Consider the following 21042-nt stretch of genomic DNA (forward strand, 5'->3'; position numbering starts at 1 on the left):
CCCCTCGATTTATCATGATAACTTTTCAAGCTCAAATGAAGCGTKAGCTAACACCTGGCCCCATTTCTTTTCCAGACCCCAAAGTGACGTTTTAAACAAAGTAATTTGACGTTTTAAACAAAGTGGCTGGAGGACACTATCACTAGCTTTGTGTTATAAAAATCAGCAACATGTACTTAAAAGACAATTATAACGGCGCCCTTCAGCAACCTGTTCATTCCGGGTTTGACGCAACATCTACTGTTCATGATGTAATAAAAGGGATTGACCTTACCGGCAAAACAGCGATCGTCACCGGCGGCTATGCCGGCATAGGACTTGAAACAGTGAAAACATTTGTCGCCGCCGGCGCAAAAGTAATCGTGCCCGCACGCGATACCCATAAAGCAGCCGATAATCTGAAAGGGGTAAATAACATAACCATCGAAAGAATGGATCTGATGGATCCTGCATCTATCGATGCTTTTGCGGAAAAATTCCTGGGCAACCATGAAGCCCTCGATATACTGGTCAACAACGCCGGTATTATGTGGGTGCCCTTGCAACGTGATCAACGCGGTTATGAATCGCAGCTTTCCACCAATCACTTCGGACATTTTCATTTAACGGCCAAGCTCTGGCCCGCCCTGAAGAAGGCACCTGGTGCCCGCGTAGTGAATGTATCTTCCTATGGCCACCAGATGGCACCTTTCAATTTTGAGGATCCTAACTTTATCAACAGGCCCTATGAAACCCTGCAAGGCTACGGACAATCCAAAACTGCCAATAACCTCTTTACCGTAGAACTTGACCATCGCGGTAAAGCTTTTGGCGTACGTGCTTTTTCGCTGCATCCCGGATCGGTAAATGGAACGGACCTCGGTCGCGTAGCCCCTATGGCGCTATTCCAGCAAATGGGCACGCATGACGAAAACGGAAATATAAAACCAGCCGTGGCTGCCAGATTAAAGCATGTGGAACAGGGAGCTGCTACATCCGTATGGTGCGCTACCAGCGGGCAGTTAAATGGTATCGGTGGTGTATACTGTGAAAATGCCGACATAGCAGAACTGGACGAAGGAAATATTGCACACAATTATGATGAGCCCCTCTCCTTGCGGGGAGTACAACCCTACGCTGTTGATGCGGAAAATGCCCGGAGATTATGGTCACTAACGGAAGAAATGACCGGTGTTTTATTTCCGGTAAATTGATCATCATCAACAATTAAACTATTTTATCACAAGCCGAATGTATATATTCGGCTTACTTTATTTTGTCAATCAACCGCTCGAAAAATGGAGTTTGAAACGAAATATATTGCGCCCGATATCAAACTATCGGAGTTCAACGGCAAAGGCTTCAAAACAGAGGTCATATTTGAGCATCATATCCTGGTTTGGTTTATCTCCGGAGAAACGAAAATAATACAGGCAGATGCTACCTATACGTTCAATGCCGGCGATATTTTTCTCATTCCCCGTAATCAGTTGGCCACTGTTATCAATTATCCAAAAGATGGTTTGCCGCATAAATCGGTGGCCATGCATTTAACCAGCGAGCGACTGAAAGATTACTATTCCAGGCATAAGGCCGTTGGTAAAATAAACCCCGATGCCAAAATATATCGTTTCTCCAAACACCCGTTGCTGGCCAGTTGTCTGGCGTCACTGATTCATTATTTTGATCTCGGTGGTAGTTTGTCGCCGGATATAGCCGCTATCAAAATTGAAGAGGCGATCAGTATACTGAGGTCGATTGACATTAGTGTAGATGGACTGTTGAGTGACTTTGAAGAACCTGGCAAAATAAACCTCTCCGACTTTATGGAACGGCATTTTATGTTTAACATGCCGATGGATAGATTCGGTTATCTTACCGGCCGTAGCCTGGCCACTTTCAGAAGAGACTTTAAAAAAACATACCAGACTACACCACAAAAATGGCTGACCGAAAAACGCCTGCAACTGGCCCATTACCAGCTGGCGGAAAAACAGCGGAAACCTATTGACGTTTATTTTGAAGTAGGGTTTGAGAACCTCTCCCATTTTTCCCATGCGTTTAAAAATTACTATGGATACCCACCCAACGCCTTGATTCATAAATAGGCTCCATATCGTATCATAAAAAAAATCCTAACTTTAATATTCATCCTGCCATTTTTCAACTATTTAATAAAGCGGCATGCATGCTACCGGAAACATATTTTATGACCGATTTTGAATTACTCAGGAAGAATATAGAACAATACATCCCAATTACTGATACGGAATTTGAGCAGTTTGCTGCTGATTTTCATCTCAGGAAAATAACGAAAAAGAGCTTTCTTTTGCGGGAAGGCGACATCTGCAAATATGAAGCCTTTGTCACTAAAGGCTGTTTCCGCATTTATTATCCCGATGAAAAAGGTGATGCCCAGATTTTATACTTCGCTGTAGAAGGCTGGTGGGCTACAGATATCGACAGTTTTACTAACCAGCGGCCGTCTACCCTGAACATTGAAGCATTGGAAGACAGTGAAGTACTCCTCATCGACAAACCGCATAAAGACAACTTATACGAAACACTCCCTAAAGTGGAAAAGATGTTCCGTATCATGAACCAGAAGTCGTTGGTTACCTTTCAGCGCAGGGTCATTTCTTCATTAGGCAAAACTGCGGATAAGCGTTACCTGGAATTCATCGAAAAATATCCCGAGCTGGAACAACGCCTCAATCAACAGCAACTGGCGGCCTATCTTGGTATCTCACATGAATTTTTGAGCAAAATAAGGAAGAAGCTTTCCGGCAAATAAATTTCTTTTTTTGAACTAGTTCAAATTTCAGGGAATAACGATCGGCTACTTTCGTGATCTAAAAAAGACACGAAATGAAGAAAGCATTGCTGATTATTGATGTACAGAACGATTATTTTGAAGGCGGCGCACATACCCTGGTAAACGCTGCTGAAGCAGGCCAACAGGCGCAACAGGTATTGCAGACCGCCCGGAAACAACAGCTCTCCATTGTACATATACAACACTTTGCCGTTAACGAAGGCGCAGACTTCTTCCTCCCCAACACCCGGGGTGCGGCCATACATGCTGATGTAAGCCCAGGTCCGGAGGAAAAAGTAATCATCAAAAATTACCCGAATAGTTTCAGGGAAACAACATTACTGGAACATCTTCAGGCAAACGGCATTACCGACCTGGTTATTTGCGGTATGATGACAGACGTATGTGTGGATGCCACCGTAAGAGCAGCAATGGACCTGGGCTTCAGCACTACCGTGATCGGTGATGCTTGTGCCACCAGGGATCGGGAGCTATATGGTAAAACGATAAAGGCCAGAGAAATCAATGATGCTTACCTGGCCGGAATGACAGCGCTCAACGGACTTTATGCCCGTGTGATCACTACGGCCGAATTTCTGGCGAATTAGTATTCCCGTAAAAAGTGGTTCATTGTTCCGATCTGTACAATTATGCCGGCAACTGCCGGCATAATTTTGTGTCAGTAAATCGAAATAACATGAAAACAATACACATTTCCTTTACCCAACTTCTCTTGCCGGCACTCATTGCGATGATCAGCTTATCTGCAACAGCGCAAGACAACACGGCACTGCAGGAAGCGAAAAAAGCAATTGCAGCCAGCAATGCCATCTATTTTACGTCCTTTGCCAACAACGACTCCTCGATCTTTGTGGAACGATATGCTGTGGACTGCCAGATTATGGCCCCGGGCATGCCTGCCGTATCAGGCAGGGAAGGCGCGCAGCAATTTTTCCGTACCACCTATGACAAAATCGGCCTGAGAGGCGGCAAATTTATCACCACCGCCGTTTTTGGGGATGGCATTGAATATGTAACAGAAGTAGGCTTATGGCAGTCGTTTGATGCCAACAACCAGCAGTTTGACGATGGTAAGTTCCTGGTGTTGTGGAAGAAAACGGCTGAGGGGTGGAAAATGTTCAGGGATTCGTTTAGCAGTAACCATTCTCCTGCGAAGTAGTGTGGCAGAGTACCCGTATCTTCATCTGTTAGGACCGGTAACTTTTGTTTGGAGGAATCTCGGTTAATTCCTAAGTTTGAAATATTAAAAACAGACCTATATGAACCTCCGGACCCTCACAATATCCGCTGCTACTGTCAGCTTACTCTTTGCCTGCAATTCTCACAAAAAACAAACACCTACGGAAGATAGTACTGCTGCCGCACAAACCGGGAGCGCTACTCCCGAAGCTGCACCGGCTGCCACGCCACCTGCCGCAAAAACATTTGATATCAATACGATCGCGATATCAGATAAGCCACTGGGTGCCTTCCCCTACTTTAACCTGCCGGAAGGTTACCAGAACTATTCAAAAAATAAGGTAATGGATTATGACCTCATCTACTACTGGGTGAAAGATCATTTTGAAAGACCTGAAGGGAAAATCTTCTATAACAGGATTACCGCTAAAGAGGGCAAGTCCTACAGTGACAGGGAACTGATCAAGAACCTGGACGAAGTGATTACAGGTGCCGGTGGCGTGAAGGTATCCGAAGGTAAAATACCMAACGATTCTTCCTACGTTATTCCGAGCGATAACCAGGTGAAATACAAGGATGGATATGGGTTTTTTTCAAGTGCTGTTACCACCACTTACCTGATCCGCCGTGCGGATAGAAATATCTGGATACAAACCACCCCTGGAGATGATGGCGTTTCCGCAGGATGGATGATCTTAGAAACAAAACCTTTTAAAGCCACCGCTTCTCTCATTAAAGCGGACGAAATGAAAAAAGAGCTGGATAGCAAAGGCCATGTGGCATTGTATATCAACTTCGATACAGACAATGCCAGCATCAAATCTGAATCACAGCCAATTATCGATGAAATACAAAAACTGCTGGCAGATAATGCCGGTTTGAAAGTAAGCATTGAAGGTCATACCGATAACAGCGGAGCTCCTGCCCACAATAAAAAACTGTCTGAAGACAGGGCCAATTCCGTTAAAAGTGCGCTGACCGGCAAAGGCATTGATGCCGGCAGGATACAGGCAAAAGGTCTGGGAGCAGACAAGCCTATTGCTGACAATAACAGCGAAGATGGTAAGGCCAAAAATCGCCGCGTAGAAATCGTAAAGATATAGTACCCCTCTATGATACTAAAAGGAACAGCCTTCCATTCGTACGAATGGAAGGTTCTTCCTTTTAAAGTATATACTTACTCCGGTTCCGCGATTCCAGGAATGATCACCACCACACCCTCCCGGATTATCGGTAACATCTACTACAGCCGAAGGCTGAAATCCCTTCATGCATCCGCCGAAATACTTAAATTACATGGAAATCTATGTGAATGATATTCATTCCATTAAGCTATGTCCTATAAAAAAGCACCATATGCCGGAAATCACCACACAAAATATAAAAGACATTTTTGATCAATTCTACAAAGCGGATGCAAAAACCTGGGAGGGATTTACGTCCAAACTACAGGAAAGACGCTTTCGGAAGAATGAAATCATTAAGGACTATGGTACTACAGAAAAATACTTAAACATCCTGATAAGTGGCACTGCGGCGCTTTTTATCTGGAATGGAAAACACGACATCTGTATAAACCTTTTCTATGAAAACGACTTCTTCGGAGATTACCTGTCTTTTTTGAAACAGGAACAGAAACCATTAAAAACGGTGGCGTTGGAAGATATTGTTGTCTGGTCAATATCTCATACTGACCTTAAGCTTTTATATGACTCCACCATGCTGGGTAGTACGATGGCCAGAATTATGGCCGAAACACTTTATGCTAAAAAGCAGGAGGAACAAATAAATTTACTGACACTCACCGCCGAAGAGCGCTATATTAAACTGATTAAGGTAAAACCTCAAATTGTTCAGCGGACCTCTCTAAAGTTCATTGCCTCATATCTGGGAGTAACGTCCGAAAGCCTCAGCCGGATCAGAAAAAGAGTCGCTTTAAAGCCAATTACCTGATTTCTTACCCAAAGTCAATTTTTGTCAGCCAGTTTTCGAATAGTTTTGTAAAAAAGAAATAACATGACAAAGCAAAAGGATAAGGTAAGCATTGGCGCAATTGTGACCTTTTATGTAATTGCCGTTGCCATCAGGTATGCCACCAATAAGACCACCCTGCTTCCGTATATACCAACAGATTTTCTTAAGGTAATCATACAGGGCATGGGCCCCGCTATTGCTGCATTCATTGTTTTTCTTGCTTTCCGTATTAAACCTACTCAAACACTCTGGGGCAATTACTCCAATAAAATTGTCCCTGTGCTCCTATTCTGGGGACTCCCTTTCCTGGCCGTCGGCATCATTACATGGATATACAAAGGAGCATTTAACACCGTAACTTTTTCTATACTTATTTATGGTTTGCTGGAAGAAATTGGCTGGCGGGGCTTTTTACAACCCGCATTATCTCCCCTGCCTAAATTTGCCAATATTTTCATTGTTGCCGTCCTATGGTTTATCTGGCACCTTAACTTTGAATTAAGCAGTTCAAACCTCAGCTTTTTCCTCATACTGTTGTTTAGTAGCTGGGGATTACATGCTGTAGCTGATAAAACACATTCTCTCATTGCCCTTTCTGCATTTCATGCCATTTATGATATTTATTCTGCTGCAGATAACAAATCTCCTGTACTAAGTGTCACCTTAGCTGCCATATTTTTTACCTGGATTGGCTACCTGCTTTATACGAAAAAAGTGAGCAATGATGCTGTTCCTAAATTAACTTAACAAGGCTACGGTTTAATTTATTGCTGGCAGGTATATTATATATTTGTGCTCCTGGCGACAGCCTTTAAAATTATTCCACTAAACTATTGCCTGCATGTTAGACCAGAATTTCTGTGAATTCTTAGCATATAAACTCTGTAACGCATTAGAGAATGTTGACAGCGAAGCAACTAAAGGCTTTTGGTGTGATGGCGTTTTACCACCTGCAAATGATGACAGCTATTCTCAAAAATCTATAAATGATCACAGGCAAGTTGCCCTGAAAGCATTTATAGGCAAAGATGGACAGTCTGTATACGAATTGATTTTGAAGTTCGGTAACAAAGCATTGAGTAGGTATGCAAGAAACCTGGATCTGAAGGACTGTATTCCCGCTGAGGGCAAAATAAATTGGTTTGATATTAACGTTGAACGGCGAAAAATTGAGATACAACTTGACTAACAATGCCCATAATAGTATCTTTTTCAGATTAAGAAATCAATTATTAGACTGCAACAAAAAAGCCACCTTCACGGTGGCTTATCCACCATATTATTTAAAACTGGCTACAGTTACTTAATGGATAAGAGGGCGCTTACCTGAGCTTATCCAAAATCATTGATGAGAGGCCGGCTTAATTTTTCTTACAACAAACGCTAATATCATTAAGCCCAGCCCTACTCCCATGGAAAATCCTCTGATTACATCTGGCATCTCTATTTTTCTTGAAAGAATAAATGTCAACGCAATAAAAAATAGTCCAATAGGAATCAACACGAACGATCTTCCAAATTTCTGCTTCATGTTATTTATATTAGTATTCTAATTTAAGAAAAAATTCTTTACTCCGGGCCTTTAGCCTAAAATAAACTGGGCGTCAGCAAATTAGATTGCTTTCCCGGCAATGCTTTATTACTTTAGTAGATGAAAAACCAGTTAACACCGTCATGTAATTATTGAATGATAAACCTACATAATTTCTAAAAGCCTGCTATATGGAAAAGATCACCCCTGGCGATATACGGTATTCGGATCTCGCGGATAAAAGATTCAATAAACGCTTTAGTGCGAAGCCTGAATACATTTACCTGCCCACCTCTACGAAAGAGGTGGTAGCGGCTGTACAAGAGGCCGTGGATAGCAAACGGCGGCTGGTAGTGCGAAGTGGTGGCCATTGCCTGGAAGGATTCGTAACAGATCCTACCGTGCAGGTACTCGTGGATATGTCTTTAATGACGGATATCCGTTATGATGAGAAGCAATCCTCCTTTTTAGTGGAGGCCGGCGCTACGGTTGGGGAAATGTATCGCAGATTGTTTCTGGGCTGGGGCGTAGTCCTTCCGGCAGGGGAGCTGCCCGCCATCGGTGTTGGCGGACATATACTGGGTGGTGCTTTTGGCTTTCTTTGCCGGGAATACGGATTAGCGGCAGACTATCTCTATGCAGTAGAGTTGGTGACCGTTGATGCATCCGGTAAGGCAGGCAGCGTTATTGCTACCCGCGAATCCACTGATCCCAATCGTGAACTCTGGTGGGCACATACAGGTGGCGGTGGTGGTAACTTTGGAATCGTTACCCGCTACTGGCTTCGGTCTGCGGACGCTATCGGATCAGATCCTGCTGCTGCATTGCCCAAAGCACCGGTCTCCATTACCACCTTCCGCGTTGCTTGGGACTGGAAGGACTTCGATGAACAATTGTTTTCCCGGCTGGCGAAAAATTTCGGGGAATGGAGCAAACAGCACAGCGGGCCAGACTCACCCTACCGGCAACTATTCAGCCTGCTTTTTCTTAACCACCGGAACCTGGGCAAATTAGAAATGAAAGGCGTATGCACAGCCGGACCTAAAGCCATTCAGCTCATAGATGAGCATTTAGCCGCCATCGCAGCCCCCATCGGAGTGCCATATACCCGACAGATCGAGGAAACACCCTGGCTCCGCTTTGCGCTCAATCCATTTCCGGAACTATTCCAGCCCGGTTTCGATAACGCACAGGCAAAAGTAAAGGACGCCTTCTTCCGGCAACCCCTTACTGACAAACAGATTGCGACCGCCTTCAAGTATCTTACTGCGAACGAAAGTGTAGGAGGAGGATTAGGAATGGCTACGTATGGAGGCAAGGTGAATACGATTACCCCGGACGCCACCGCATCGGTACAGCGGGACTGCATTCTTGATGTTGCCTGCAACGCAGGCTGGGGCGACCCGACAGGCGAAGCACCTACCCTTGCCTGGATCCGTGCTTTTTATATGGAACTTTTTGAAGGGTCTGGCGGCGTACCTGTTCCCAATGAACAAACAGATGGCTGCATGATCAATCATCCCGATACAGATCTCGCCGATCCGGAATGGAACAAGTCAGGCGTTCCATGGCATACTCTGTATTACAAAACGAATTATCCACGACTGCAGAACGTGAAACGCAAATGGGATCCATTGAACATATTTTATCATGCCTTGTCCATACAAGCGGACGACCAGCAGCAACGATGACCCTTTCTTACTAAAGGACAAATGCTGTACGTTTGCAGCAAGAGAATCTACCGTTTAAATCACCGTCATGTCTTCAATACATATCAGAACAGCGCAGCTTTCAGATGCAAAACAACTAAGTGATCTGATCTGTGAGAATGCCGAAAAACTCCTGAAGCCTCATTACAATACTGAGCAATGGAATATATTTATCAAGTACTATTCAGCGCAGGTATTGAGCGAAAAGATAGCCAACCAGACGGTATTTTGTGCCGAAAGAGACGGCCAGATAATAGGCACCGCCGCACTTGATGGCGATTTTGTTGTTGGTTTTTATACACGACTACAATATGTCAACCAGGGAATAGGCAAACAATTGATGACCTATCTGGAAACTTATGCGAAAAGTAAAGGCTTAACAACGTTGCAATTGGCGGCATCACCGGAGGGCCTGGCCTTTTATTATAAAAATGGCTGGCAAAAGGTAAAAGACTTCACGATTGAACACTATGGAGTAGGTTTTGACGAAACATTGATGAGCAAACAAATATTGTAAAGCGGGCGTAAATGATGACATGCTGAATATCTGTTTTTGAAGTTTCTAAAAACATTAACTTCCGGGCCAAAGAGGAACCTTCTTTAAATTAACGAAATACTATTTTTAATATGAGTAGAGCTATACAGCCTGAATCGCAAAACATCACCGATATCACAAACAACAACACCATATTTGTAGTTTGGAAGTTTAAGGAAGATATGGCCATCAAACCGGCTTTCGAAAAGCTTTGTGGCCTGGTCGCCAATCTCAATCATTCCTTTACCATACGGGTACCTGATGCACGTGCGAGTTGTATAATGGCCATTGGGTATGAAGCCTGGATAAAGTTATCTTTACCTCTCCCCGTCCCGAGAGAACTGAAAAATTTCGAGCCGATGGTAGGATCAAAACATACAGCTGTGGCAACTCCGGGAGACCTGCACTTTCACTTGCGGTCAACAGATATGTCCGTTTGCTTTGATATGCTCACGGCTATCACCGATGTGTTATACCCGGTTGCCGATTGTTTGGAAGAAATACATGGATTCAGATATTGGGATGGCCGTTCCATTCTTGGATTTGTGGATGGCACAGAAAACCCTGTTGGTAATGACCGGCAACTCTTTGCCCTGGTTGGTGACGAGGATCCCCTTTATAAAGGAGGAAGCTATCTTTTTGTCCAGAAATACCTGCACAATATGAGAGGCTGGACAAAGCTGTCTACCGAAGAACAGGAGAAAGTAATTGGTCGTTATAAAATGAGTGATATTGAGATGCCTGATGATATAAAGCCCGATAACTCGCATAGCGCCTTAGCCAGTCTGGATGATGATCAGGGCAATGAGCTGAAGATACTGCGAGATAACATGCCTTTTGGCAATCCCGCTAAAAATGAGGTGGGCACCTATTTTATTGCCTATGCAAATACCTTTAGTACTACCTACAAAATGTTAGAACGCATGTTTGTTGGCGTGCCAGCAGGCAATTATGACAGGATACTGGATTTCAGTACCGCACATACCGGCAGTCTCTTCTTTGCTCCATCAATGGATATGCTGGATCAATATACTGCGGATGTCAGCTCCTGATTTTAAAGAAAAACAAAGGTAAAGAGTTATCTCGTGATGCCGGCCTATCACGTAATTCAAAAATAGCTTAGGAAGTTTTCCAGGGACATGACTTGTTTGCTGGGTATTCCAAATACCTCTTCAGCGAACGGCCATGCCCCTTCTTCTCAGGTGCTAACGCTGATCATCAATTACTATTTCAATGAATAATTCACCTGATCTGATTTCTAAAAATCCGACCGCTTTTTCATAGCAATCTCCCGTGAAAAATGAAGAAGAAAAATCAATGCTGTTGTCCATGCTGGGCTGAATACTATTAGCAGTAAGCCAAAAGCCATCTATACCTAACAAACCTATTTTTTCTTCTTTACAGGCCAGCACAAATGCTATTGCATTTTCTCTTGAATAGAGATATATGCCTCCTCTTTTTAATGCACTTTCGGTAAATATTCGTTCTGCCTTATTCATGAAATAGATGGGATTACTGATGATGATACCCCATATTCAATTTATCTCCTACACACTGCTATTGTATTTCTAAATTATTATTATTACTTTCAAATTACGAAAATAAAAAGCGTAATTCCACGTATAAAAAAGACGTAATATATAATTATAACCAAAATTTCTAACCTTTAATTCATTCATTTTCAACCAAGTTTAGCTAGACTATACTATTCTATACTACGTAGGCTTTAAAATGACAATTATTACATTTAATTAAACTAAACATAACCTGGAGTTAACAGACAAATCCAGATTACGCCCTATCATTGCACTCGATTTCATAAAGAGTTGTCTATGTCGATTTGCAGATGCTTCAAACCATAATCATTTTTTTTCTTTGCTTCAACAAGGATATGTGCATTGCACAAAATAGGATTCAGCAAACAACCAACCAGCCCTTCTATGCATAATAATTGGGATGATCGCTGTCATAAGTAATGATATCCGGCTGGCTATACCTTTATTCATTTTCATTTTTCATATTAAGCATCACAAAGTTTTGCCAATGAACATTCGGTTTCTCTTCATGGTAGTTGTATGGCTTTCATGCGTTAGCCTTTCCCGTGCTAATGCGCCATACCATCGTATTTATGGCAAGGTTATCCTTCAGGAACCTGTCAAGGGAGTGGTTATAGGCCAGGATGGCACACCGATACCCGGCGCCACAGTCAGATCGCTTTCCACGAAAAAAGTAACGACTACGAATGCACGTGGTGAGTTTACGCTACCCGCATCTCAGGGCGAAAAAATTGTCATCTCATTCATCGGTTACAACCAGCAGGAAGTAACGGTCAATGGTACATCGCTGCGCATTACACTGGCTACCAGCAACAGCCAGTTGGGCGAGGTTGTAGTGGTAGGTTACGGCAGTCAAACCAAAGCCGATGTAACAGGTGCTTTGACCCAGTTAAAAGCAGATAATATTAAACAGGGTGCCAACATCTCTGTAGACAACCTGCTGCAAGGCCGCGTATCAGGTGTACGCATTGCGCAGTCCAGCGGTGAGCCCGGCGCAGGCGTTGACGTATTTATCCGCGGCGCCGGCTCCATCAGGAGTGGTAGCACGCCACTTTTCGTTGTGGATGGTGTGCCATTAAGCAATGACGTGGTAAGCGCAGGTGGCCCTGATTTCGGTTTGGGTAGCTCTGAGCCGAAGAACCCACTGAACTTTCTCAATACCAGCGACATTGAAACGGTTACCGTTTTGAAAGATGCATCCGCCGCATCCATCTACGGTGCCAGAGGCTCCAACGGCGTGGTATTAATCACCACCAAACGTGGCAAAAAAGGAGAAGCCGGTAGTTTGACCTACGACATGTATGTAGGCACTTCGGCTGTGATCAAAAAACTCGATGTGCTGAATGCAGACGAATACCGCAAAGCACTGGTAAATCCAGCCTATGATCATGGTGGCAATACTGACTGGCAGGATGTGATCTTCCGCAATGGCTTTGTGCAGAACCACAACCTCTCATTTGCCAAATCTACTGCTAACGGCAGTTTCCTCGCGTCTTTATCCCGCATGGACCAGAATGGTATCGTAGAAAACAGCAGCTTCAAAAGAACCACTGCAAGGGTGAATGCCGAAGAATCCTTCTTTGACGACAAACGCCTCACCGTTAAAATGAACCTGACCGCCAGCAACATTGACGAAACAGGTATACCTAACGGTAACACCGCAGGTTCAGACGGACAGCTGATTATACATGCACTGATGGCCAATCCGACAAGATCACTCCGCGACTCCACCGGTAATTTCACCAACTTCAACATGAACGCCCACTACAACCCGGCTTACCTGTTGAGCATCTATGATGATAAAACCAATACCTTCCGTGTACTGGGTAATATGGAGGCCAGCCTGCGCCTGTTCAAAGGCCTGAATTACCGCTTCAACGTTGGTATTGACAAGTCCACTTCAGAGCGTAATACCACTATCTACCCGAACGTAACTGATCGTACGCCCAATGGCGCCTACGTGCAGAACAACCTGAAATCATTAAGCACCTTACTGGAACACTACCTCACCTATAACCTGGTTGTTGATAAACACCAGATAGAAGTGCTGGGTGGTTTCTCTTACCAGAAGTTCAAATTCGCCGGTACCGCTTTTGGTATGCAGAACATCGCCAAACAAGGACAAGGTGTTCCTCCTGAGTTCAATCCCGGCTATTCAGGAATCCCCACCAACCCTAGCGGATTCGCACAGGAAAATGAGCTGCAATCCTACTTTGGTCGTGTGAACTATAATTACGATAACAAATACCTCCTTACCGCCTCTCTGCGTGCTGATGGTTCTACCCGGTTTGGTGGTGACAACAAGTACGGATACTTCCCATCGTTTGCATTAGGCTGGACCTTGTCGAAGGAAAATTTCCTGAAAAACATTCATGCTATCCGGGACCTGAAACTACGCGCCAGCTGGGGACAGACAGGTAACCAGGAAGTACCTAACAAGATCACACAGGCCAGCTACTCCTTATCATCCGGTGCCGGCTACTACCTGTATGACAACTACGCACTGGTAAATGGTGTTACCGTAAACCGTACCGCCAATCCTAAACTTAAATGGGAACTGGTAGAACAGCTCAACTTCGGACTGGACTTCGACCTGTTCGATGGTAAACTGTACGGATCATTGGATTACTATAACAAAACCACCAGGGATCCAATCCTGAACATTCCTTCTGAGCCACTCAGTCCTACCACCACGGTGTGGAAGAACGTTGACGCACGCATCATCAACAAAGGCTTCGAATTTATGTTAGGTGCACAGTTGATCAGCACCAGAAACTTTTCCTGGTCTGCCGATGTAAACGGCGCCACGCTGTCTAACACTATCAAAGACCTTCCGGTGTCCGAGCTTTACTCAGGCAGCATCTCCGGTCCGGGTCTTTCTGGTGTAAATGCTAATATCTACAAGAATGGTTATGCAGCAGGCTCCTTCTTCATGCTGAAGCACCTGGGTTATGACAAGGATGGTAAGGATATTTTTGAAGATAAAACCGGCGATGGCGTTATCAACTCAAACGACAGACAGATCTTCCAGGGTGCTATACCTAAATTCAACTTCGGTCTTAACAGCCAGTTGCGTTACAGGAAGTTTGACCTCGCAGTTTCCTTCATCGGCCAAACCGGTGGTTACCTGGTGAATAATACTGCACTGGACCTGAACATCAACAGTCTGGCCTCCGACCGTAACGTACTGAAAAAATACTTTGACGCTAAAGCAAATACTTCTAACGCAGTGCAGCTGTCTTCCCTCTACCTGGAAAAATCGGACTTCATCCGTCTGAATAATCTCCGCCTGGGATACACCCTTACTGTGAAACAATTGCCATGGCTGCAATCATTGAACATATATGCAAGTGCCCAGAACCTGTTTACCATCACTGGCTATTCAGGATTCGATCCACTGGTGAATACCACCAAAAACGTGGGAGGAAACCAGTCCCTGGGTGTTGATTATGCCACCTATCCAGCTGCTAAAACATACCTGTTAGGTGCAACGGTTAAATTTTAATACATCGAAATATGAGAATCAATTCATCAAGACTATATAAACTAACCTGCGCTTCTCTCCTTGTGGGGCTGATGGGCTGTACCAACCTGCACGAACAGGTAATCGATGAGGTGCTCGGTTCCAACAATTCAAATCCTGAAAATGCAATAGCCGCAGCATATGGTCAATTGGGCGATGCTACGTTTGTAGATCATGGTAACGTGTTTGCATTACAGGAGTATTCAACAGATGAAGCGCTGCTCCCCACCCGTGGTAGCGACTGGGGTGATGGTGGTGTTTGGCGCGCCATCCATGAATTTACCTGGGGGCCCGACAATTCAGTGGTTACCAATACATGGAATAACCTGAACAACGGTATCACCAAGTCACTGACGGCTATCAGCACCATCAACAGCAAACAGGACTTTACCAATAAAGCCCTGTTCCTGGCAGAAGCGAGAGGGTTGCTGGCTTTCTACACCTACCATACACTGGACCTTTTCGGTCAGGCGCCCTACCGCGATCCTAACGTAGTAAATGCACCTTTGCAGGTAAGAAAAGCAGCAACTACCATCGATGATCTTATCAAAGAAGTAGAATCAATCATCCCTAACCTGGCGGAATTACGCCAGCAGAATACACACAACGGCAGGTTCACCAAACAAGCTGCGTATGCATTACTCGCAGATATGTACCTGAACCGCGCGGTGTTCAAGAACCGTACTGCTGCTACCTTCGACTTCAAAGAGAAAGCAGTGGACAACGATGGTTCAGATATGGACAAGGTGATCAAGTATACTTCCCTGCTGATTTCAAACAGCCAATTCCAGCTGGAAAGCAACTTCTTCAAAAATTTTGATATTGATAACAGCGGCAGACCGGAATTGATTTTTGTGGTAACGCAGGTGCTCAATACACTGCGCAACAGCGACAACGATTTCGCCTACATGTGTATGGAAAGGAACCAGAAACCTTCTCCTGTTAACCGTGGCACCAACGCATCGTGCGTCACTCCCGAGTTTTACGCTACCTGGGATGGCAACCATAATGATCCCCGTTTTCAGCGCCACTACCAGTATGCTGATGGTACCTGGTTCATGAACGATGGTACTGATGTGAGTGTGCCCGGCACTACCTTTGTGCTGAGCACCAGAACACTGTCCTGGTTCCATTTCAACCGCGGCCTGCAGGTAGGCCAGCAATACGGACCTAACCTGTTGCCTTCCGGTGATTTTGAGCGCACTCCTGACGGACGTATCAAAGTGATAAAACTCAACTGTGAAAAAAACACTACGCTGCCAATGGACTTTACACCGGCGCTTAACTTCGCCAACCCAGCCCAGGCCGTTTTCACACAGGCAGAGATCAATCGTGGCGTACGCCCTTTCAAGTTCGAGTTTGATCCTGAAAAAGATAATGGCTCCAGCAACGTAGATATCCCGCTTTACCGCCTGGGAGGCATGTATTGCATGCGCGCTGAAGCTTATTTCCGTAACGGCCAGACAGGTCTTGCCCTGGCAGATGTTAATAAGTTACGCACGAGCAGAACACGTGAGGCTCTCTATAACAATGCCCCTGGTATTGCCCTCACTGCCCTGACGGAGCAAACGCTTTACAATGAAACAGGCTATGAAATGTATTGGGAAATGTACAGAAGAAAGGCGGCCATCCGGTTTGGCAAATTCGATGCTGCCGGTACAGCTAAAGCTGCGTCACAACCTTACCGCCGGATCTTCCCGATCCCGCAGTCTACCTTAGACGCTTCAAAAGCATTTACTCAAAACCCTAACTACTAAGTGTATCTGAAATAAGCAGCACATTAATAAATAAAAACGCCGTCCCGGAAATGAGACGGCGTTTTTGCATTTAAGAAGGTATCCATCTCACTGCTATCCGGCCATAATAGTTGTTTTATTTTAACAAACAGGTCTTCACTAAAGGTAAGTCCTATATCCCAGCCCTCTGTATCTGCTCCAATTAAAATATAGTAAGTTTTATCTTCCCCCTTCCGGTGTTTCCATTGGTGCTATTCGGGTTACAGCTGTTAATGCATTTTTATACTATAAATTTATAATAGTCTGATTTAAAGTTTTGATTTAAGGCATCTATATAATATTCCTTGAACGCCGAAAAAGAATTGGCTATTAATATAGTTTCCTCATACTCAGGTTCACTACCATAATAAATCTTACCTGCATTCTCATCTCCTGTTCCAATAGCAACATACTGATATCTACTTTTCACAGACATTAAGAATGGGAGATGCGATTCCCAAAATTTCTTAATTGCATCCATGCTATCTATTGCTGCACTTTGCAGACTTTGCTCCTCAAATTCATTCCAGGGAAACGCTGAGTCGGTTTGGTTGTTATAATCGCCGTTAGATAAAAACCAGATATTATCTTCTCTATTTGTACAGATATCAAAAAGCTTAATGAAACTTTTAAAGTCTTCCGATGTATTTTTTATTCTTTCGTTTATCAGAAGTTTAACATCTCTGGTGCTATTATTTAACTGAATATCCCACCCCTGCTTGCTCAATGATTCAATAAAAGTCGGGTTTTCCATAATAATTAACGTCTATCTTCTTTATGATTATGAATACTGCAAGGTAACCAACCCCTTATTATCTGATGGGCTGTAAAAAACATACAACATTCCACCCATAAATATATGCTTGTGGCTCGGAATAATTTTCCCAAAAAGTAATCCGGAAATCTGCAGCACAAAATCATAACCACTGTAATCGAATCTATCCTGAAGCCAGTTGGGACCTCCTCCTATTTTATCATCCAACTCTTCAGAAAATTCATCTTCATCCGTTTCCATATCTTCATCTAACACCAGCTTTTTTATATCATGAATAGGATATTCAAACTCCTGTCTTGGCGCCGCTGCAAAATGAGCAATGACAGCCCCTCTTTCTCTCCCTCTGGCCATGTCGATAGCGCATTCAACATCATCTTTTGTATAGGGGCAAAATATGGACAGCACCTGGTCTTCAGGGATGACAATATCACATTGTGCTTTCAACAATTGGGAGGATAAGGATGCTACAAATAACATTTTCCTGCCGTGACGATCTATCGGCCATTTTATAGCTTCCGGTAATAAAGCACTGCCGCCAATTTTGCTGAGCTCCTGGTCATCTGCATTGCCCTCATATCCGATATAACTTGCCATCTGCTTTAATTTAGGTTAACGCCTTTTTTTTGATTTACACTAAAACGAATATAATTAATAAACCATGACCACCGGGCAACTCAATGCTATAATTTTTCAGCTACATATTTTACCAACTGAAGTGCTGCGTCCCAACCTTCATTTGCTTCTTTAAACTGGTAATCCGACATTTCATAATTGATTTCCTCTATCGCCGAAACGGTTGTCCCTGCCTCATTCTTTTCAAACCGATAGGTTATCACAGAAAGTAATCGATCTTTATCTTTGAGGTCTACCAGGCTATGCTTCAATAATTTTTCCGGTTCCAATTCAAGAATTGTTCCATTCGTATAAAGGCTGCTCCCTTTTCCTTTCCATCCAAATGAGCTACCAACTTTCCATTCAGAAACATACTCACCCCCCATTTGCCTTGTTATTGCAGGATCCGTAAAAACGCGCCAGACTTTTTTTGTTGATGCGTTGATGTCAATCACCTTTTTAACAACTGGTTTGTCCATAGATGTTATCTGTTTTATGCTTGATTTATAATTACTGCGTCAGTCAGAAGCGGAAAATTACTCCAACTAATCTGGCGCAAAATCATTTAAAGTTATGAGATAAATAAGAACGGCCGCCATTACAGCAGCCGTTTTCATTTATTTAGTACTATCTATTTCTCACTGATCTACATCGAATTTCTCCGAGCTTTCCGCCGTAGTCCGGTTACAGGTCATTGCAGTTGTTCCGCCTTCACTGAAAATGAACTTCCCGTTGCTTCCTTTGAAAGAAACCGTTCCATCCGGATTCCTGATCCATTCAAACTGCTCCCATGGACCAATAGCCGCACGGTTGCAGTTGATCGGCTGCGTGCCGTTCTCGCTGCTCACACATTTGCCCTGGTATTGCAGGGCTATTTTCCCTCTTCCGGCATCGGCCACTATGAACTTCTCCCAGGGGCCTGCCGCATCCCGGTTACAGTTCATCTCGGCCGGAGGTTTTACCAGACGAAAGGTATCAGTTTACGGGTTTGCTGCTGATATACCTCATAAGTACCAGGGAACACATCCTTTAGTAATACTTCTTCATCATTTATTTTGAGACACAACGCCAACGTATATATGCAGGTAACAATTATAGCTGCCAGCCCCCCTGTTACCAGGCAGGTGCCTGCCAGCGCAGTAAGAAAGCCCGAATAAATAGGATGCCTGACCAGGCGATATGGCCCCTCTACAATTAACTCATGCCCTTGTTTTGCCGTAACACCCCCACTCCAGTTCCGACCCAGTATAGTGCGTGACCAGATACATACGCTAACGCCGGCCATACATATCAGGGCACCTGTTCCCTGTAACAGGTAATGGGCAGGAATAATACGGCCTGCAAAACCGCCATGTACAAATAAGGGGAGATACAGTAAGGTAAAGATGAGCACATACCCAAGTGTGCCCAGGTAACGTTGCCTTGCGGTTCGTCCCTGGATATTTTTTAAGGTTTTATTACGGAGCAGCAACCAGTAGCTACAAAACACTACCCAGCAACAAATAGTCGCCCAGGTGAATATGGTTATATTTTCAGTCATAACAGAGGATCATAAATGGTCATATGAAAATACGGGATATTCCTATAAATGATCTGTTCATTTCATTCAGTCCTGAAATAGTGCGGGTTCATCTGGTAATAGAAAAACGTATATTAGGGCGATATAAATATGCTATGCTATCTCCTAAAATCAAAAGAAACATATCACGGATCATTCCTTTCGGTGTGATATGGCTGATCTTTGGTATAGTCTATTCTCAACTCGAAAGGGGTTTGCTTGGCGGGCTGCAATATTATCCTTCCACAGAAAATCCTTATAATTTCGCCATAAACTTCTTTGTTATACCTGTCTTTACTCTTTTCACAGGATTATTAATTGGAACAGTTGAAAATGAGTTAAGAGGAAGAGATGAAAAGGTCGAACTATTTACAACCAGCAGCACCAACTAAATATTATTTCACTAAAAATTATAATAATACTAATGGAATCCTTTCTTATCGATACCCTTCAACAATTGGTCCACATCAGTAAAGAAGATAAAGTCATTTATAAAGACCTCTTCCAGGTAAAACATTACAAAAAGGGTGATTTCTTTCTGCAGGAAGGACAGGTATGTAAATATATGGGCTTAATTGAATCCGGCTTGATGCGTCATTATATCAACCAGGAGGGCAAGGAAAGGACTTTTTCGTTTGTGAACGAAAAAAGATTCCTGTCTAACTATGAAAGCTTTACAACGCAGACTCCTTCCTCGAGGATAATACAGGCATTAGAAGACACCGTTATACATGTTGCCACCTTTGAAAGCTTTGAATATTTCTATGAGCACACAAAATCCGGCGACAAAATCGGACGATTAGTACTGGGAATGGTACTTATAAAGCTTGAAAAAGAACTGACTTCTTTCTATACCGATACACCTGAACAACGATACCAAAAATTTATCGAGGAATACCCCGACCTGCAGCAACGCATCTCTCAATACCATATTGCCTCATTTGTAGGTGTAAAGCCACCTTCTCTTAGCCGCATCCGTAAAAGAATTATTGAAAGCAGATAATTTCTTCACCGAGGTGAATGGAATTCTATTTTTCTCTTCTGAACTTTGCACTCATAAAAAAATCACAATGATTGCAAAATATCTTTGGGAGACAGGTTCATTCATTACTGCGGCCATGGGGCTCATCCACCTTCGGGCTACTCTTTTTACCAATGCCCTGCATCCACGAAATGAAAAACTGGTAACGGCAATGGAGATTTCCCCATTGATTTTAACAGATAAACTCACCATGTGGAAATCATGGGTCGGCTTCAATGCCGCCCATAGCATTGGGGCAATTTTCCTTGGCATCGTCAATTTCTACCTGGCATTCCGGTATTTCGAAATTTTGCAGTCAGACTCCTTCTTCTTTTTATTTTCCATTTTTATTATAGCGCTTTATGTTTGGGTAGCAAAAAAGTACTGGTTTAAACCCGTTCTTATATTACTTTCAATAGCATTAGGCTGCTTTATTACTTCCTCCATTTTGACGATCATAAAATGATACTATCGCGGAT

Annotated in this window: 23 protein-coding genes; 17 read left to right on the forward strand and 6 right to left on the reverse strand. The window is 43.7% G+C overall.

The window, feature by feature from the left end; genetic code table 11:
• Window positions 1–170: 170 nt before the first annotated feature.
• The 12 genes from AC1DCV_RS17735 (at window position 171) to AC1DCV_RS17790 (ending at window position 10795) form a co-directional block, all read left to right on the forward strand.
• Window positions 171–1193 carry an SDR family NAD(P)-dependent oxidoreductase gene (locus tag AC1DCV_RS17735; RefSeq protein ID WP_477024396.1) on the forward strand — a complete coding sequence of 341 codons (1023 nt, stop codon included), beginning with the start codon at window positions 171–173 and terminating at the stop codon, window positions 1191–1193.
• A gap of 84 nt (window positions 1194–1277) precedes the next feature.
• Window positions 1278–2087, forward strand: a complete 810-nt coding sequence (locus tag AC1DCV_RS17740; protein WP_477024397.1) for an AraC family transcriptional regulator — start codon at window positions 1278–1280, stop codon at window positions 2085–2087.
• Between the two features lie 80 nt (window positions 2088–2167).
• Window positions 2168–2773 (forward strand): Crp/Fnr family transcriptional regulator, encoded by a 606-nt coding sequence (locus AC1DCV_RS17745; protein WP_477024398.1) that lies wholly within the window; start codon window positions 2168–2170, stop codon window positions 2771–2773.
• Window positions 2774–2847: 74 nt separating this feature from the next.
• On the forward strand, window positions 2848–3402 hold the full coding sequence (locus tag AC1DCV_RS17750) for a cysteine hydrolase family protein (RefSeq protein WP_477024399.1): 555 nt from the start codon (window positions 2848–2850) through the stop codon (window positions 3400–3402).
• An 89-nt stretch (window positions 3403–3491) separates the two neighbouring features.
• The gene (locus AC1DCV_RS17755) at window positions 3492–3974 is read left to right on the forward strand and encodes a YybH family protein (RefSeq protein ID WP_477024400.1); all 483 of its coding nucleotides are present in this window, start codon (window positions 3492–3494) and stop codon (window positions 3972–3974) included.
• A gap of 100 nt (window positions 3975–4074) precedes the next feature.
• A complete protein-coding gene (locus tag AC1DCV_RS17760; RefSeq protein ID WP_477024401.1) occupies window positions 4075–5097 on the forward strand; it encodes an OmpA family protein in 1023 nt (340 codons plus the stop codon).
• 253 nt (window positions 5098–5350) lie between these two features.
• The gene (locus tag AC1DCV_RS17765) at window positions 5351–5947 is read left to right on the forward strand and encodes a Crp/Fnr family transcriptional regulator (RefSeq protein ID WP_477024402.1); all 597 of its coding nucleotides are present in this window, start codon (window positions 5351–5353) and stop codon (window positions 5945–5947) included.
• A gap of 63 nt (window positions 5948–6010) precedes the next feature.
• Window positions 6011–6715: a CPBP family intramembrane glutamic endopeptidase gene (locus AC1DCV_RS17770; RefSeq protein ID WP_477024403.1), complete on the forward strand. Its 705-nt coding sequence runs from the start codon at window positions 6011–6013 to the stop codon at window positions 6713–6715.
• A gap of 94 nt (window positions 6716–6809) precedes the next feature.
• Window positions 6810–7157, forward strand: a complete 348-nt coding sequence (locus tag AC1DCV_RS17775; RefSeq protein ID WP_477024404.1) for a hypothetical protein — start codon at window positions 6810–6812, stop codon at window positions 7155–7157.
• 533 nt (window positions 7158–7690) lie between these two features.
• Window positions 7691–9190, forward strand: coding sequence for an FAD-binding oxidoreductase (locus AC1DCV_RS17780; RefSeq protein WP_477024405.1), 1500 nt, complete (start codon window positions 7691–7693; stop codon window positions 9188–9190).
• A 67-nt stretch (window positions 9191–9257) separates the two neighbouring features.
• Window positions 9258–9725 carry a GNAT family N-acetyltransferase gene (locus tag AC1DCV_RS17785; protein WP_477024406.1) on the forward strand — a complete coding sequence of 156 codons (468 nt, stop codon included), beginning with the start codon at window positions 9258–9260 and terminating at the stop codon, window positions 9723–9725.
• 110 nt (window positions 9726–9835) lie between these two features.
• Complete coding sequence (locus AC1DCV_RS17790) at window positions 9836–10795, forward strand: Dyp-type peroxidase (RefSeq protein ID WP_477024407.1); 960 nt, start codon at window positions 9836–9838, stop codon at window positions 10793–10795.
• Window positions 10796–10948: 153 nt separating this feature from the next.
• On the opposite strand, the gene AC1DCV_RS17795 is transcribed toward AC1DCV_RS17790, so the two are convergent.
• Window positions 10949–11242, reverse strand: coding sequence for a hypothetical protein (locus AC1DCV_RS17795; RefSeq protein WP_477024408.1), 294 nt, complete (start codon window positions 11240–11242; stop codon window positions 10949–10951).
• 544 nt (window positions 11243–11786) lie between these two features.
• Here AC1DCV_RS17795 and AC1DCV_RS17800 point away from each other — a divergent pair.
• Both AC1DCV_RS17800 and AC1DCV_RS17805 read left to right on the forward strand, forming a co-directional pair.
• Window positions 11787–14804, forward strand: a complete 3018-nt coding sequence (locus tag AC1DCV_RS17800) for a SusC/RagA family TonB-linked outer membrane protein (RefSeq protein ID WP_477024409.1) — start codon at window positions 11787–11789, stop codon at window positions 14802–14804.
• Window positions 14805–14815: 11 nt separating this feature from the next.
• Window positions 14816–16579 (forward strand): RagB/SusD family nutrient uptake outer membrane protein, encoded by a 1764-nt coding sequence (locus tag AC1DCV_RS17805; protein ID WP_477024410.1) that lies wholly within the window; start codon window positions 14816–14818, stop codon window positions 16577–16579.
• A 259-nt stretch (window positions 16580–16838) separates the two neighbouring features.
• On the opposite strand, the gene AC1DCV_RS17810 is transcribed toward AC1DCV_RS17805, so the two are convergent.
• From AC1DCV_RS17810 to AC1DCV_RS17830, 5 genes are all read right to left on the reverse strand, one after another.
• Entirely contained in the window at window positions 16839–17351 is a 513-nt protein-coding gene (locus AC1DCV_RS17810; RefSeq protein WP_477024411.1) for a hypothetical protein, read from the reverse strand.
• A gap of 27 nt (window positions 17352–17378) precedes the next feature.
• Window positions 17379–17966 carry a DUF1963 domain-containing protein gene (locus tag AC1DCV_RS17815; RefSeq protein WP_477024412.1) on the reverse strand — a complete coding sequence of 196 codons (588 nt, stop codon included), beginning with the start codon at window positions 17964–17966 and terminating at the stop codon, window positions 17379–17381.
• Between the two features lie 86 nt (window positions 17967–18052).
• Entirely contained in the window at window positions 18053–18463 is a 411-nt protein-coding gene (locus AC1DCV_RS17820; RefSeq protein WP_477024413.1) for an SRPBCC family protein, read from the reverse strand.
• A gap of 159 nt (window positions 18464–18622) precedes the next feature.
• Window positions 18623–18928, reverse strand: a complete 306-nt coding sequence (locus AC1DCV_RS17825; protein WP_477024414.1) for a hypothetical protein — start codon at window positions 18926–18928, stop codon at window positions 18623–18625.
• A gap of 14 nt (window positions 18929–18942) precedes the next feature.
• A complete protein-coding gene (locus AC1DCV_RS17830; protein WP_477024415.1) occupies window positions 18943–19524 on the reverse strand; it encodes a methyltransferase family protein in 582 nt (193 codons plus the stop codon).
• Window positions 19525–19547: 23 nt separating this feature from the next.
• Between AC1DCV_RS17830 and AC1DCV_RS17835 the strand changes: the two genes are divergently transcribed.
• Genes AC1DCV_RS17835 through AC1DCV_RS17845 form a run of 3 tightly spaced genes read left to right on the forward strand, consistent with a single transcriptional unit; the run spans window position 19548 to window position 21029 of the window.
• Window positions 19548–19934 carry a hypothetical protein gene (locus tag AC1DCV_RS17835; RefSeq protein ID WP_477024416.1) on the forward strand — a complete coding sequence of 129 codons (387 nt, stop codon included), beginning with the start codon at window positions 19548–19550 and terminating at the stop codon, window positions 19932–19934.
• Between the two features lie 32 nt (window positions 19935–19966).
• Window positions 19967–20545, forward strand: coding sequence for a Crp/Fnr family transcriptional regulator (locus tag AC1DCV_RS17840; protein ID WP_477024417.1), 579 nt, complete (start codon window positions 19967–19969; stop codon window positions 20543–20545).
• Window positions 20532–21029, forward strand: coding sequence for an LIC_13387 family protein (locus AC1DCV_RS17845; protein ID WP_477024418.1), 498 nt, complete (start codon window positions 20532–20534; stop codon window positions 21027–21029). Before AC1DCV_RS17840 ends, AC1DCV_RS17845 begins: the two co-directional genes overlap by 14 nt.
• The last annotated feature ends 13 nt before the right edge of the window (window positions 21030–21042 follow it).

The organism is Chitinophaga sp. 10T418 (assembly GCF_056394125.1).

Bases quoted from the DNA above. Each gene is read 5' to 3' on its own strand.
- AC1DCV_RS17735 (WP_477024396.1), top strand. From the start codon at position 171: ATGTACTTAAAAGACAATTATAACGGCGCCCTTCAGCAACCTGTTCAT.
- AC1DCV_RS17740 (WP_477024397.1), top strand. From the start codon at position 1,278: ATGGAGTTTGAAACGAAATATATTGCGCCCGATATCAAACTATCGGAG.
- AC1DCV_RS17745 (WP_477024398.1), top strand. From the start codon at position 2,168: ATGCTACCGGAAACATATTTTATGACCGATTTTGAATTACTCAGGAAG.
- AC1DCV_RS17750 (WP_477024399.1), top strand. From the start codon at position 2,848: ATGAAGAAAGCATTGCTGATTATTGATGTACAGAACGATTATTTTGAA.
- AC1DCV_RS17755 (WP_477024400.1), top strand. From the start codon at position 3,492: ATGAAAACAATACACATTTCCTTTACCCAACTTCTCTTGCCGGCACTC.
- AC1DCV_RS17765 (WP_477024402.1), top strand. From the start codon at position 5,351: ATGCCGGAAATCACCACACAAAATATAAAAGACATTTTTGATCAATTC.
- AC1DCV_RS17770 (WP_477024403.1), top strand. From the start codon at position 6,011: ATGACAAAGCAAAAGGATAAGGTAAGCATTGGCGCAATTGTGACCTTT.
- AC1DCV_RS17775 (WP_477024404.1), top strand. From the start codon at position 6,810: ATGTTAGACCAGAATTTCTGTGAATTCTTAGCATATAAACTCTGTAAC.
- AC1DCV_RS17780 (WP_477024405.1), top strand. From the start codon at position 7,691: ATGGAAAAGATCACCCCTGGCGATATACGGTATTCGGATCTCGCGGAT.
- AC1DCV_RS17785 (WP_477024406.1), top strand. From the start codon at position 9,258: ATGTCTTCAATACATATCAGAACAGCGCAGCTTTCAGATGCAAAACAA.
- AC1DCV_RS17790 (WP_477024407.1), top strand. From the start codon at position 9,836: ATGAGTAGAGCTATACAGCCTGAATCGCAAAACATCACCGATATCACA.
- AC1DCV_RS17795 (WP_477024408.1), bottom strand. From the start codon at position 11,242: ATGAATAAGGCAGAACGAATATTTACCGAAAGTGCATTAAAAAGAGGA.
- AC1DCV_RS17800 (WP_477024409.1), top strand. From the start codon at position 11,787: ATGAACATTCGGTTTCTCTTCATGGTAGTTGTATGGCTTTCATGCGTT.
- AC1DCV_RS17805 (WP_477024410.1), top strand. From the start codon at position 14,816: ATGAGAATCAATTCATCAAGACTATATAAACTAACCTGCGCTTCTCTC.
- AC1DCV_RS17810 (WP_477024411.1), bottom strand. From the start codon at position 17,351: ATGGAAAACCCGACTTTTATTGAATCATTGAGCAAGCAGGGGTGGGAT.
- AC1DCV_RS17815 (WP_477024412.1), bottom strand. From the start codon at position 17,966: ATGGCAAGTTATATCGGATATGAGGGCAATGCAGATGACCAGGAGCTC.
- AC1DCV_RS17820 (WP_477024413.1), bottom strand. From the start codon at position 18,463: ATGGACAAACCAGTTGTTAAAAAGGTGATTGACATCAACGCATCAACA.
- AC1DCV_RS17825 (WP_477024414.1), bottom strand. From the start codon at position 18,928: ATGAACTGTAACCGGGATGCGGCAGGCCCCTGGGAGAAGTTCATAGTG.
- AC1DCV_RS17830 (WP_477024415.1), bottom strand. From the start codon at position 19,524: ATGACTGAAAATATAACCATATTCACCTGGGCGACTATTTGTTGCTGG.
- AC1DCV_RS17835 (WP_477024416.1), top strand. From the start codon at position 19,548: ATGAAAATACGGGATATTCCTATAAATGATCTGTTCATTTCATTCAGT.
- AC1DCV_RS17840 (WP_477024417.1), top strand. From the start codon at position 19,967: ATGGAATCCTTTCTTATCGATACCCTTCAACAATTGGTCCACATCAGT.